The sequence below is a fragment of the Micromonospora sp. NPDC047620 genome (genome assembly GCF_043205005.1).
In the GTDB taxonomy this organism is placed as follows: Bacteria; Actinomycetota; Actinomycetes; order Mycobacteriales; family Micromonosporaceae; genus Micromonospora.
This window is the reverse complement of the sequence record NZ_JBIDDG010000005.1, coordinates 124941-137458: the sequence shown is the minus strand read 5'-3', so window position 1 is coordinate 137458 and position 12518 is coordinate 124941. Positions and strand designations below refer to the sequence as shown.

Genomic DNA, 12518 nt, shown 5'->3' with positions numbered 1-12518 from the left:
CCCTCCCCAGGGGCGGCCCCGGCGTTCGCACCGCGCCGGGGCCGCCCGTTCCTTGCGGGGCGACCCGCACCACCATTGTTGCGAAAGTTGTTCGCCTCTGTCCCGGCGATGGGGAAATTCGCCCAGCTCAGAGGGATTTCGGGCGACTGATCCCATCCTGGCCGGCGGGCCGTCACCCCGCGGCGCTGGTGCTGATGAGCACCTTCCCGACCACATGGTTCTCCACCGCCCGGTGCGCGGCGGCCGCCGCCGAGAGCGAGTGGTGGTGCAGCGGCAGGCCCGCGTCCTCGCCCACCCGGATGCCGCCCTGCGCCGCAGCGGCGGCCACGTCCACCACCGCCTGGGCCTTGGCCGCCTTAGGCTCCGTGTAGACGAGCACGAACTGCCAGCGCGCGTTCGGCACCATCGACGGCCGGATCGGCAGGATCACCTCGTCCCCGCCGTCGTCGGCGTAGACGCACACCGCGCCGCCGCGCCGGAGCAGTTGTACGTCGGTAGCGGCGTTGCGCGCCGCGGAGACCTCGACGATCATGTGCACCCCGTCGGGCGCGATCTTGCGGACCTCCTCGACCACGTCCTGCTCCCGGTAGTTGACCACGAAGGACGCGCCGGCCGCCGCCGCGAGCTGCGCCTTCTCGGGGCTGCTGACCGTGGCGACCACGCGGGCGTCCGCCCACCGCGCGAGCTGGATGGCCGCGTTGCCCACCGCCCCCGCCCCGCCCTGCACGAGCACCGTGTGGTCGCTGAGCGACCCGGCGTGCAGCCGGTCCGGCGTGTACTCCCCGGCCGTCAGGCACCGGTGCGCGGTGAGGAAGGGAATGCCCAGGCAGGCCCCCACGTCGAAGGAGGCGTCGCCGAGGGGCACCGCCTGCCGGACCGGCACCACCGTGTACTCGGCTGCGGTGCCCCACGGGCGCTGCCAGGCGGCCTCCCACAGCCAGACCCGCTCGCCGAGCAACTCCCGGTCGACACCCTCGCCGACCGACTCGATCACCCCCGCGCCGTCCTGCCCCGGCGTCTGCCAGCCGTCCGGCAGCGGCCCCTGCCGGCGCGACTTCCAGTCCGTCGGGTTCACCCCGGAGACCGCCACCCGCACCAGGACCTCGCCGGGACCCGGCTCCGGCACCGGCCGGTCGACCAGTTGCAGCACCGAGGCGTCGCCGGTGCGCTCGTACACGATCGCCTTCATCCCCGTCTCCTCACCCGGCGGCCCCGGCGCGGGGCGCCGTCGGCTGCCGTACCCGGCGGACCGGTGCTCATGCCGATCCCGGCGGGGCCGGAAACCGTGCAACCGGGTGACCGGCGGGAGGGAGTGGTCATGCGGGACGGGGTGGGGGCCGACGCCGAACCGGCCGGCACCGGGGGAGCTGCGGGACCGCTCGGCGACGCGTGCCGAGATCGGGCCCGAGTCGGGCGGGTCTGACGGGTCCCGCGTGGCTACGCTGACCGGGTGGCGACCAGGCGGGTGCCGGAGCGGCTGCGCTGGGCCGTGGACCGGCTCGACCTGCGCGCCGGCCACCGGGTGCTGGAGATCGGCTGCGGCAACGGCGTGGCCGTCGCGCTCATCTGCGCGGTGCCGGCGGTCGCCCGGGTCGTCGCGGTCGACCGGTCCGCCACCGCGCTGCGGGCCGCCGCCCAGCGCAACGCCGCACAGGTCGCCGCCGGCCGGGCCGTCTTCCGGCACGCCGACCTGTCCACCCTGGACTCCTCCGGTGAGCGATACGACCGGATCCTCGCGGTCAACGTCAACCTGTTCTGGACCCGGCCGCCCACGGCCGAGTTCCGCCGCCTCGCCGGCCTGCTGGCCCCCGACGGCGTGCTGCACCTGGTCTACGAGCCGCCGCACCCCGCCCGGCTGGCCCCGCTCGTCGACCGGCTCACCGACCGGGTGGGCGCCGCGGGCTGGACCGTCGCGGAGATCGCCCGGGTCGACCGGCCGACGCCGCTGCTGGACGTGGTCGCCCGTCCGGCCTGAGCCCCCTATCCGAGCCGGTCCACCGTGGCGGGGGTCAACTCGCCCACCGCGCCCAGCACCACCGCCGCGAGCCGCTCGGCGTCCGGGTCCAGCGGGTACGACCCGTGCGGCACCGCCACCACCGTCATCCCGGCGGCAGCCGCCGACCGGACGCCGTTGGACGAGTCCTCCACGGCGACGCAGCGGGCCGGGTCGACGCCCAGCCGCCCGGCGACCGCCAGGTAGACGTCCGGCGCCGGCTTGCCCCGCTCCGTCTCCTCGGTCGACAGCGTCGCGCCGAACACGTCGGTCAGGCCCGTCGCGGCCAGCGCCGCCGCGATCAGCCGGGTCGGCGAGGAACTGGCAAGCCCCAGCGGCCACCGCCCGGCCAGCCGGCGCACCACCTCGTCGGCCCCGTCGATCAGCGGTACGCGCGCCGCGTACCGCCGGATCATCTCCTCGACCACCTCGGTGGCGACCTGCTCGGCGCTCCGGTCGACGCCCAGCTCCCCGCTGAGATACCGGGACCACTCGCCGGTGCTCATGCCCATCAGCCGGTGCTGCGTGTCGGCCTGCCAGGTCCCGCCGTGCGCCGCCACGTACGCCCGCCGCACCTCCTCCCAGACCGGCTCCGAATCCACGATCACGCCGTCCAGGTCGAAGATCACCGCATCCGCCACGGCCCCATCCTGCCCCATCGGGCGCCGACCCGTGCTGTCCCGGACGGGCGACGACCGGGCCGACTCGCCGGGCGGCGACCCGTGCCGTCCCCGGGCGGGCGATGACCCGTGCCGTCCCGGGCGGGCGGTGGTCAGCTCTGCGGGGTGGGCAGGCCGATCGGGTTTCCCTCCGGGATGACGGAGTGGCCGGCGCGGGCGATCGGTTCGAGCAGCTCCCGGAGCCGGTCGGTGCGCTCCCGGCCCAGCGTCCGCCACGGCCGCGCGGCGGCGGCGTCGGTGGCGTCCTCGATCGCCTGGAACCGGGCCCGGCCCTGCGCGGTCGCCTCGCCCTCGGCGGTCAGCCAGCCCCGCTCGGTCAGCCGGGCACGGGCGGCGGCCCACTGCTCCTCGGCCCACCCCCGCCCGGTCAGGTTCAGCGGGGACATGCCGACCGCGACCCGCCAGGCCAGCGTCTCCACCGGGTCGAGGTCGGCCGCGACCAGCGCCGCGACGTGCCCGTCACCGCGGTGCTCCCGCAGTGTCGTGGCGGCCTGCCACAGCCGGGCCAGCGGGTATTCACCGCGCGGCAGGGCGGCGTTGGCCGCGCCGAGCACCCGGCCGGCGGGCTCCACCTCGGCGGCGGCCGCCTCCAGCAGCTCGGCCGCCTCGACCAGGTGCGACTCGGGCAGCTCGTAGGTCAGCTCGGCCAGCGCCTGCACCGCGCCGGTGAGCCGGGCGCGCAGCGCCTCCGGCGGGGTGGCGAGCCGCCAGACGGCCGGTAGCGCCCGCGCCACGGTGTGCGGAGCGAAGTTGAAGAACGACCCGACCACCGGCGCGGCGTCGACAGGCCCGAGCGGCGCCGCCCGGCCGGCGAAGTAGCCGCGCCAGAAGCCGCGCAGCCCGACCGCCTCGAAGGCGGCGCGGGCACGGGGATGGAAGTAGGTGACCGCGTGGACCGGCTCGAAGTGCGTCCACATCACCCGGGCGGTCCGCCCCGCCTCGTCCAGCGCCGTCACGTGCACCTCCGCGTCCGGTCCGGTGGTCACCCCGGACGGCGGGCCGCCCGGGGTGACGCTGAACCTACTGCTGGTCAGTGAAGGGCCGGAAGCCCTCTGTGGGCTACTGCATCACACCGGGGCGACAACCCGGGCGAACCGGGCCGGCCACCCGGGTCACTGGGCCGCGAGCACGTCCACGACGAAGCGCAGCGGACCGGTCGGCCGCCCGCTGGAGGGGTCGTTGCCGTACGCCAGCTCGGCCGGGATGTCGAGCTGCACGCGGCTGCCGACGGTCACCCCGACCAGGCCCTGGTCCCAGCCCGGGATGACCTGGCCGACGCCGATCGCGAAGGAGGCCGGCTGGCCGCCGTTCCACGACGAGTCGAACTCCTTGCCGTCCTTGTAGAACACGCCCACGTAGTTCGTGGTGATCGTCTGGCCCTTCTGCACCGCCGGGCCGGTGCCCTTGATCAGCGGGGTCACGGTGAGCTTCTTCAGCTCGCCCTTGCCGGCGGCGACCGTCGGCTTGGTGCCCAGGGCCGGGTCCGCACCCGCCGGGAGCTGCGGGGCGGGAGGCGCGTCGGCAGCCGGGGCGGTGGCGGACGCCGACGGGGTGCCCGCTGCCTGCTCCTTCGAGTCGTCGTCGTTCTGCCCGATCGTCACGAAGACGGTGATCAGCACCGCGACCACGGCGACGCCGGCGAGCCCGCCGGCCCAGGCCTGCCGGCGACGCTTCGCCTCGGCCGCCTTCTGCGCCGCCAACTGGGCGGCCAGCCGCCGCTCCGACTTCTGGGCTCGGTTCTGCGTACGCTCGCTCACGGCGTCGACTCCCTGCTGCGAAGGTGTGGCCGGCATCGGAGTGCCGGGGGGAAAGTCGACGCACACGGTACCCGCCCCGACGCCCACCGTGCCGCCTCGGCCGTCCCGCTTCCACCACGCGCGCCACCCCCGCCCCATTCGCACCGGCAGGAACGCCCGAGGCGGGGCGGCGGCAGACCGACGCGCGCGGGCTCAGCCGGCCAGGTGCCGGGCCAGGGACTGCCGCAGGTGGTGCTTCGGCCGCGCCCCGACGATCGAGCCGACCACCTCGCCGCGGCGGAAGACCAGCAGGGTGGGCAGGGACAGCACGCCGTACGTGCGCGTGGTGTCCGGGTTGGCGTCGGTGTCGATCGTGGCGAAGGCCATCCGCCCGGCGAACTCGCCGGCCAGCTCGGCGAGGCTGCGGGAGATCGCCCGGCACGGCGGGCACCAGTCGGCCCAGAAGTCGACCACCACCGGCCGGTCGGCGGCGAGCACCACGGCGGCGAAGGTGTCGTCGGTGACGGCGGTCAGCGAGCCGCCCGGCGCAGTCTCGAGCATGTTTCCTCCCGGTGGGCGATGGCGTGGGCGAGCTGGTCCCGCAGCTCCTGCCGGACCGCGTGCAGTCGGTCGATGCCGGCGTCCACCTCCGCCAGCTTCCGCCGCAGCACTGCGACGGAGTCCGGGCAGACGTGACCGGAGGCGTTGCCGGCCCGGAGGCAGGCGACGAACGGGCGGATGTCGTCGAGCCCGAAGCCCACCGCGAGCAGGGCCCGGATCTCGCGTACGACGTGCAGTTCCGCCTCGTCGTAGACCCGGTAGCCGTTGGCCGAGCGGGCCGCCCGGACCAGGCCGTGCGTCTCGTAGTAGCGCAGGGCCCGGGTGCTCGTGCCGGCGCGTTCCGCCAGCTCACCGATCAGCATCCGACCTCCCTCGTCCGACGCGACCGACGCTAGACCTTGCCACCGGCGTCAAGGCAACCTCCGGCTCGCGGGGAGGCCCCCGGGCAGGCGTCGGGACGGCACCGCCTCTCGACCGGCCGGACGCGGGCGGGGCCGGCCGGGACGCGACCCGACGAGGGTCAGGCGGTCTTGCGGGCGGCCTTCTTCGGGGCCGCCTTCTTGGCCGCGGGCTTCTTCTCGGCCTCGGCGGCCTTCTTCGGCGCGGCCTTCTTCGCGGCGGTCTTCCTGGGCGCCGCCTTCTTCTCGGCCGCCTTCTTGGCCGGGGCCTTGGCCGCCTTCTTCTCGGCTGCCTTCTTCTGCGCCGAGCGGGCCGCCGAGATCGGGGTCGGTTCGGCGGCACCGCCGGCCGGCGCCTCGCCCCGGGCGGCCTTGGCCCGCTCCACGGACGCCTTGAGCGCCGCCATCAGGTCCACCGCCGCCGCCGGGGCCTCCTCGACCTCCTCCGGCTGGACCACCTCGCGGCCCTCCACCTTGGCGTCGATGACCTCCTGGAGGGCCGCCCGGTAGTCGTCGGTGAAGGCGTCCGGCTCGAACTCGCCGGCCATCGAGTCGATCAGCGAGCTGGCCATGGCCAACTCCGGCGCGCGGACCTTCAGGTCCTCGTCGAGGAAGCCGAAGTCGGGGGTACGGATCTCGTCCGGCCAGAGCATCGTGTTGAGCAGCAGCACGCCCTCCCGGACCCGCAGCGTGGCGAGCTGCTCCCGCTGGCGCAGTGCCACCTTGACGATCGCCACCCGCTCCGAGTCGGCCAGCGCGTCGCGCAGCAGCACGTACGGCTTGGTGGCGGTGCCCTCCGGCTCCAGGAAGTACGCCTTGTTGTAGAGGATCGGGTCGACCTGCTCGGCGGGGACGAACTCCAGCACGTCGATCGCGTGCGAGGTGGACAGCGGCAGGTCGGCGAAGTCCTCGTCGGTCAGGATCACCATCTCGCCGCCGCCGATGTCGTAGCCCTTGGCGATGTCGTCGTAGGTGACCTCCTCGCCGCAGACCTGACAGGTGCGCTTGTAGCGGATCCGGCCGCCGTCGTCCCGGTGCACCTGGTGGAAGCGGATGTCCTTCTCCTCGGTGGCCGAGTAGACCCGCACCCCGATCGAGACCAGCCCGAACGAGACCGCTCCCTTCCAGATGGCCCGCATCCCGTGCTCCTCTCGCCGGTACTGCCCAGGATCCCAAAAGATCGAAGGCCACGCGAGCGCTTCCGTGCGCAAGTACAGTCATGGGGTGCCCGGCGCGCCGCTCAAGCCGATGCTCGCGATGACCGGGCAGCTCCCGGCGGGTTCCGGCTGGGCCTTCGAGTTCAAGTGGGACGGCGTCCGCGCGCTCACCGACATCTCCGGCGGCCGGCAGCACCTGTACGCCCGCTCCGGCGTCGAGATCACCGTCGCGTACCCCGAGCTGGCCACCCTCCAGAAGCAGGTGGGCGACGCGCTGCTCGACGGCGAGGTGGTGCTGCTCGGCGAGCACGGCCAGCCCTCGTTCACCGCCCTGGCGGAGCGGATGCACGTCCGCGACCGGAACAAGGCCGCCCGGCTGGCGGCGACCATCCCGGTGACGTACATGATCTTCGACCTGCTCCGGCTCGACGGCGAGGACCTGACCGGCCGGTCGTACGCCCGCCGGCGGGAGGCCCTGGACGGCCTGGCGCTCGGCGGCGCCCGGTGGGCGGTGTCGCCGGTCTTCCCCGACGGCCTGGCCACCTACGAGGCGGCGGGCGAGCACGGCCTGGAGGGGGTGATGGCCAAGCGGGTCGACTCGGTCTACCGCCCGGGGGTGCGCTCGCCGGACTGGGTGAAGGTCAAGCTGGAGGTGACCGGCGACTTCGTGGTCGGCGGCTGGCGGCCCGGGGCGCGGAAGATCGGCGGCCTGCTGGTCGGGGTGCCGCGCCCGGACGGGCGGCTCACCTACCGGGGGCGGGTCGGCGGCGGCATCGGCGCGGCCATCGAGCGGGAACTGCTCCGCGAGCTGGAGCCGCTGCGCACCGGCGGTTCGCCGTTCGCCGACGCCCTGCCGCGCGAGGATGCGCGGGGCGCGATCTGGGTAACACCGAGGGTCGTGGTGGAGGTGAAGTACGGCCAGCGCACCCCGGACGGGCGGTTGCGGTTCCCGCGGGTGCTCCGGCTGCGACCGGACAAGCCCGCCGAGGAGGTCGACGATGCCGGCTGAGCGGTTGAAGGTGGACGTCGAGGGGCGTTCGCTGGAGGTGTCCAACCTGGACAAGGTGCTCTATCCCGACGCGGGGTTCACCAAGGGCGAGGTGATCGACTACTACACCCGCATCGCCCCGGTGCTCCTGCCGCACCTGCAGGGCCGGGCGCTGACCCGGATCCGCTTCCCCAACGGGGTCACCGGCGGCTCGTTCTTCGAGAAGAACGCCCCGGCCGCCACCCCCGGCTGGGTACGCACCGAGACGCTGCCCGCGCCCGGGTCGAGCAAGGGCCGGGAGACCATCGACTACGTGGTCGCCGACGACCTGCCCACCCTGGTCTGGCTGGCCAACCTCGCCGCGCTGGAGCTGCACACCCCACAGTGGAAAATCGGCGAGCACCCGGACATGATGGTGGTCGACCTGGATCCGGGGCCGCCGGCGGCGCTGCGCCAGTGCTGCCAGGTGGCGCTGCTGATGCGGGACCGGCTCGCCGAGGACGGCATCGACAGCTACCCGAAGACGTCCGGGAAGAAGGGCATGCAACTCTGCTGCCCGATCGCCGGCACGCAGGACGCCGAGGACGTGTCCGCCTACGCCAAGCGGATCGCCCAGGAGCTGGAACGGGCGCACCCGAAACTGGTCGTGTCGAAGATGGCGAAGAACCTGCGGCCCGGCAAGGTCTTCATCGACTGGAGCCAGAACAACGCGGCCAAGACGACGGTGTCGCCGTACTCGCTGCGGGCCCAGTCGGTGCCGTCGGTGTCCACCCCGCTGACGTGGGACGAGGTGGAGGCGGGCGCGGCCGGCAAGCGGCCGGCCACCAAGCCGTACGTGGCGAGCGAAGTGCTCAAGCGGGTGGAGAAGGACGGAGACCTGCTCGCCCCGCTGCTCGACGGCGGCCCCGAGCTGCCGGTGTGACGGTCAACGGGACCCCAAAGGCTCCTTGCCGCCAGTTCAACGTGGCGGCGTCGGTTGACCGGCGTCGGTGCCCGGGATCATCACAGCGGTGCTCCAGTCGCCGAGGAAGGCGCCGTTTTCGAGGTCCAGGGCGATGTCCAGGTCGCCGCCGAAGCTGATGCCGCCCAGTCGGCACACCTCGACGTACCAGGGCGACAGGCCGTCGCGCATTCCGTCGGGGGACATGCCGGTGCCGCCCAGGTGCTCGGCGTGGAAGACATCGAACTTGTCCGGCACGTCGACGTAGGCGTCGCCGTCGGACGGGAAACTCACCGGTGGCACGCCTGCGTTGGGGTCGTCGCGGGGCACCAGCCACAGGGAACCGTATACGCCGTGCCTCGCCCGCCAGGAGCTGTTGTCGACCTCGCCGTCGGCGAGCGAGGGCGCCGCAGTGGGTCGGGCGACCCGTGGTCCGTTCAGCTCCGCCTCGGTGAGCCACACCATGGCGATCAGGGACGCGACGCCGTCGTCGGCGACCTGCAGTCGTGGGTGGGCCCTGGCCTGGGCGAGTTCGGCCCAGAACGGGTGCTCGGGCTGTGCGACGTCGACGGGGCGGCCGGCGATGACCGCGGTGACCTCCGGCGACGGGTCCTTGAAGTAGAGCTCGTCCTCCCACTGGAAGACGGCGACGGCCACCAGATCGGGTCCGCGCCGCCGGTACGCCTCGGGCAACCACAGCGTGAAGCAGTGCAGCATCGGTTGACCGGTGCGCGGGGACCTGGGCCAGGTCCGGACGTCGATGCCCGGCCCCGCATGGTCGGCCCATCCCGCGGGCAGCCTGGGCCGCTCCCCGGCCTCGTCAGCGACGTCGTCGTCGGTCCAGATGTCGAACGCCTCGGTCACCATGGGCCGGACAGTAGCGCACCCTGGCTCGCAGGGGTTGACCGGTTCAGGTGGCGCCCATCCGGTCGCATGCCCGCCCGGCGCGTCAATCAAATGCCGGTCCGACGCTGGTTGAATAGGGTGGCCTGAGCCTGCCCGAGGAGTGCGTGATGATCCTGACTGATGCCCTCGTTTGGGAGTCGCCGACCGGTGACCGGCCCACCGAGATGGACCGGCCGCTGCTGACGTATCTCGACGACGCGACCGGTGAGCGGGTCGACCTGACCGCGACGGAGCTGGGCGGCTGGGCGGCGCGGGCCGCCGGGCTGCTGCGCGAGGGCTGCGGGCTGGGCGTCGGCGACCGGGCCGCCGTGCTGCTCCCGGCCCACTGGCAGACCGCCGCCGTGCTGCTGGGCGCCTGGTCGGCCGGGGTGGCGGTGTCGTTCCGTCCCCGGGCGACCGCCGGCCTGCCGCAGGTCGGGCCCGGCGACAACGAGCCGTTCGACGCCGTCTTCGTCAGCGCGAAGCGGCTGGACGACTGGCTGGAGGACGTGCCCGAGGGGCGGCACCGCTACGTCCTCGGGCTCGGGCCCGCCCCGTTGGTCGAGGTGCCCCTGGGCTACCTGGACTGGCTCGCCGAGGTGGCCCGGCACACCGACGCGCTGCCCGCGTCCGCCCCGCTGACCAGCTCCGACGCGGCCAGCTCGGACGGCACGAGCTACCGCGAGTGGGGCAGCGTCGCGCGGGCCGTGGCGGAGCGGCTGGACCTGCGGGCCGGCGACCGGCTGCTGGTCGACGTCGCCGAGCACGAGCAGCCCGTGTACTGGCTGCTGGCGCCGCTGGCCGTCGGCGCGTCGGTGGTGCTCTGCGCCAACCTCGACCCGGCGACCCTGGACGCCCGGATCGCCGCCGAGCAGATCACCCGGGTGCTCTGATTTCCGGGGTCTACACCGAGGCGAGCATGTCGCTGGACGGCTACATCTCCGGTCCGGGCGAGAGCGGCTTCGACCTGCTCTTCCGCTGGTACGAGAACGGCGACGTCCCCGTGCCGACCGCCAAGCCGGACATGACGTTCCGCACCTCCTCGGCGAGCGCCGGCCACGTGCGCCGCACCGTGGACGAGACCGGTGCCCTGGTCGTCGGCCGGCGACTCTTCGACCTCGTCGGCGGCTGGGACGGCAGGCACCCCCTGGACAAGCCGGTCGTGGTGGTCACCCACCACGTGCCGGACGGCTGGCCCCGGCCGGACGCGCCGTTCACCTTCGTGACCGAGGGCATCGAGGCCGCCGTCGCGCAGGCCCGGGAGCTGGCCGGTGACCGCTGGGTCGGGGTCAACGGCGGCACCATCGCCCGCCAGTGCCTCGACGCCGGGCTGCTGGACGAGATCCGGGTCAACCTCGTGCCGGTCCTACTCGGCGGCGGGGTGCCGTTCTTCGACCAGCTCGGTCACCCGCCGGTCGAGCTGACCGGGCCGACCGTCATCGAGGGCGACCAGGTAACCCACCTCTACTACCGGGTCCGCCGGCCGTAGCCGCCCGGCAGTCCCGAGCACGGGCCCCGTCAGCGCCGGCTCGCCCATCGGACCCAATGGCCCAACTGCCGGTACTACCCCGACACCCCTACGCCGCTCCCGCCCCGCCGGCTTTGGCGATCTTGGACAGTTGTCGTTTCCGGCGAACGGAAACTGTCCAAGATCTGGCCGGAGCAGCGGCGGAGTCGTTTTTTGTTCAGGTTGGTTGCGGGTCCGCCAGGGGCGGCGGGAGCAGGGCGCGGTGTGGTCGGTCGGCAGGCCGCAACGCGCGCCGCCGGGCGGCGGGCGGTCGCAGAAGACCCAGTGGCGCTGGTGTGTAGCTCGCCGGGGCGGAACGCGTCGAAGAATTGCTGCCGAAGGCGGGCCGAATGAGCGGCGCCTGGGTGGCATTCGGGCCGGCGGCGTCAAGTAACGCGCCTTGATGGCGCGTGTCGGGGTTGACGGGCCGCGCGGTCAGCGGCCCGTCAACCCTATTCGTGGACGCAAAATAAGGTGCTTACTGAAAAAGCCTGCCGGGTCTCCTGGAGCGGCCTCGCTTGCTGATGATGGAATCCCTGCCCCTGCGGCGCACCATGATTGACTTCGTCCGCCTCTTCAACTCCTGGAGGATCCTGTCTCTCATCGCATGCCTCTCTTCTCGCGAATGTCGGAATCGGCCGTCGCGATTCCGTACCGGGCAATGTCCCAGCGCGGCTGCGGTGCGGGCGCAGGCGGTGGCTGGGACCTCATCGACGCCTTCGCCTATCACCGGCCTGATCCTTCGCCGGTATCGCAGCCCGCGTACCCGGGGAGACATCAGTCATTCGTTAGCGTCGGGTCACACCGCTGAGCCGGGTCCAGGTCCACCGCGCCGACCAGGATGTGTTCGTTGCCGAGTCGGCGAAGCGCTGACGGCTGAATCATCCACGACATCGAGGTTGTAGCGAGCGCGAGAGACGTGCGCTCCCCGCGAGGTCTCCCCGACGTTCGCCTGGTGCCGGGAGCCAGTCGACCGAGGACGTCGTCGGCGTCGACGGCGGTCACGTACACGTACTCGTAAGTTGTGCGGCGAAGCATTGCGACGATGGTACTGCCCGCAGTACCATCGTCGCCTCTCGTCCCTAGACAAGCTCGTTGAAGCGATGCGTAAGACCCAGCAGAACATCGCCTACAACGATCTCTACCGGGTGTGCGAGCACTACTTCGGGAAGCCGCGGCAAGTCGGCATCTCCCATGCGGTGTTCAAGATGCCCTGGGCGGGCGACCCGCGCGTCAACATCCAGAACGACAAAGGCAAGGCCAAGGCGTACCAGGTGCGGCAAGTGCTCAAGGCGATCGACAAGAAGGAGGCCATGTGATGCAGGCTGATGCCCGTCCCGAGATTTCCCACTACACCTACCGTGTCACGTGGTCGGCCCAGGACCGCGAGTTCGTCGCCACCTGCGCCGAGTTTCCATCTCTCTCGTGGCTGGCCGCATCCCAGATCGAGGCTCTGCAGGGGCTGCAGGATCTACTGCGTGACGTGATCGTGGACATGGAAGTGCAAGGCGAGCAGGTGCCGCAGCCGTTCGCTGAGCGCAGCTTCTCAGGCAAGTTCAACCTCCGCGTCGGAGAGAGCCTGCACCGCGAGCTTGCTATCCACGCCGCCGAGGACGGCATGAGCCTCAACCAGTACGTCCTACGAAAGCTCAGCGCCGCCTGATCAACGCGGA

At 72.8% G+C, this 12518-nt stretch carries 15 protein-coding genes; 7 read left to right on the top strand and 8 right to left on the bottom strand.

Features of this window, described 5'->3' with window-relative positions:
- Nucleotides 1–172 precede the first annotated feature (172 nt).
- Complete coding sequence (locus ACGF5C_RS07790) at nucleotides 173–1189, bottom strand: NADPH:quinone reductase (protein ID WP_393297987.1); 1017 nt, start codon at nucleotides 1187–1189, stop codon at nucleotides 173–175.
- A 261-nt stretch (nucleotides 1190–1450) separates the two neighbouring features.
- Between ACGF5C_RS07790 and ACGF5C_RS07785 the strand changes: the two genes are divergently transcribed.
- Nucleotides 1451–1975, top strand: coding sequence for an SAM-dependent methyltransferase (locus ACGF5C_RS07785; RefSeq protein ID WP_393297985.1), 525 nt, complete (start codon nucleotides 1451–1453; stop codon nucleotides 1973–1975).
- Nucleotides 1976–1980: 5 nt separating this feature from the next.
- Here ACGF5C_RS07785 and ACGF5C_RS07780 read toward each other — a convergent pair whose 3' ends face one another.
- The 6 genes from ACGF5C_RS07780 to ACGF5C_RS07755 form a co-directional block, all read right to left on the bottom strand.
- Nucleotides 1981–2652 carry an HAD family hydrolase gene (locus ACGF5C_RS07780; RefSeq protein WP_393297982.1) on the bottom strand — a complete coding sequence of 224 codons (672 nt, stop codon included), beginning with the start codon at nucleotides 2650–2652 and terminating at the stop codon, nucleotides 1981–1983.
- A 113-nt stretch (nucleotides 2653–2765) separates the two neighbouring features.
- Nucleotides 2766–3590, bottom strand: coding sequence for a hypothetical protein (locus ACGF5C_RS07775; protein ID WP_393298398.1), 825 nt, complete (start codon nucleotides 3588–3590; stop codon nucleotides 2766–2768).
- A 195-nt stretch (nucleotides 3591–3785) separates the two neighbouring features.
- The gene (locus tag ACGF5C_RS07770) at nucleotides 3786–4466 is read right to left on the bottom strand and encodes an FKBP-type peptidyl-prolyl cis-trans isomerase (protein WP_393297980.1); all 681 of its coding nucleotides are present in this window, start codon (nucleotides 4464–4466) and stop codon (nucleotides 3786–3788) included.
- A gap of 156 nt (nucleotides 4467–4622) precedes the next feature.
- Complete coding sequence (gene trxA, locus ACGF5C_RS07765) at nucleotides 4623–4970, bottom strand: thioredoxin (protein ID WP_393297977.1); 348 nt, start codon at nucleotides 4968–4970, stop codon at nucleotides 4623–4625.
- The gene (locus tag ACGF5C_RS07760; protein ID WP_393297974.1) at nucleotides 4940–5332 is read right to left on the bottom strand and encodes a MerR family transcriptional regulator; all 393 of its coding nucleotides are present in this window, start codon (nucleotides 5330–5332) and stop codon (nucleotides 4940–4942) included. Before ACGF5C_RS07760 ends, trxA begins: the two co-directional genes overlap by 31 nt.
- A gap of 158 nt (nucleotides 5333–5490) precedes the next feature.
- Complete coding sequence (locus ACGF5C_RS07755) at nucleotides 5491–6507, bottom strand: Ku protein (RefSeq protein WP_393297971.1); 1017 nt, start codon at nucleotides 6505–6507, stop codon at nucleotides 5491–5493.
- An 85-nt stretch (nucleotides 6508–6592) separates the two neighbouring features.
- Between ACGF5C_RS07755 and ligD (ACGF5C_RS07750) the strand changes: the two genes are divergently transcribed.
- Nucleotides 6593–7534, top strand: a complete 942-nt coding sequence (ligD, locus tag ACGF5C_RS07750; RefSeq protein ID WP_393297968.1) for a non-homologous end-joining DNA ligase — start codon at nucleotides 6593–6595, stop codon at nucleotides 7532–7534.
- Nucleotides 7524–8435, top strand: a complete 912-nt coding sequence (gene ligD / locus ACGF5C_RS07745) for a non-homologous end-joining DNA ligase (protein WP_393297965.1) — start codon at nucleotides 7524–7526, stop codon at nucleotides 8433–8435. Before ligD (ACGF5C_RS07750) ends, ligD (ACGF5C_RS07745) begins: the two co-directional genes overlap by 11 nt.
- Before the next feature lie 36 nt (nucleotides 8436–8471).
- Here ligD (ACGF5C_RS07745) and ACGF5C_RS07740 read toward each other — a convergent pair whose 3' ends face one another.
- Nucleotides 8472–9320 carry a hypothetical protein gene (locus tag ACGF5C_RS07740; RefSeq protein ID WP_393297962.1) on the bottom strand — a complete coding sequence of 283 codons (849 nt, stop codon included), beginning with the start codon at nucleotides 9318–9320 and terminating at the stop codon, nucleotides 8472–8474.
- A 146-nt stretch (nucleotides 9321–9466) separates the two neighbouring features.
- Here ACGF5C_RS07740 and ACGF5C_RS07735 point away from each other — a divergent pair, with 146 nt between their 5' ends.
- The 4 genes from ACGF5C_RS07735 (at nucleotide 9467) to ACGF5C_RS07720 (ending at nucleotide 12508) form a co-directional block, all read left to right on the top strand.
- Nucleotides 9467–10231 carry a TIGR03089 family protein gene (locus ACGF5C_RS07735; protein ID WP_393297959.1) on the top strand — a complete coding sequence of 255 codons (765 nt, stop codon included), beginning with the start codon at nucleotides 9467–9469 and terminating at the stop codon, nucleotides 10229–10231.
- A 26-nt stretch (nucleotides 10232–10257) separates the two neighbouring features.
- Nucleotides 10258–10827 (top strand): dihydrofolate reductase family protein, encoded by a 570-nt coding sequence (locus ACGF5C_RS07730; protein ID WP_393297956.1) that lies wholly within the window; start codon nucleotides 10258–10260, stop codon nucleotides 10825–10827.
- A gap of 1121 nt (nucleotides 10828–11948) precedes the next feature.
- On the top strand, nucleotides 11949–12164 hold the full coding sequence (locus ACGF5C_RS07725; RefSeq protein WP_393297953.1) for a toxin HicA: 216 nt from the start codon (nucleotides 11949–11951) through the stop codon (nucleotides 12162–12164).
- Nucleotides 12164–12508 (top strand): type II toxin-antitoxin system HicB family antitoxin, encoded by a 345-nt coding sequence (locus tag ACGF5C_RS07720; protein ID WP_393297950.1) that lies wholly within the window; start codon nucleotides 12164–12166, stop codon nucleotides 12506–12508. The genes ACGF5C_RS07725 and ACGF5C_RS07720 overlap by 1 nt, the downstream gene beginning before the upstream one ends.
- The last annotated feature ends 10 nt before the right edge of the window (nucleotides 12509–12518 follow it).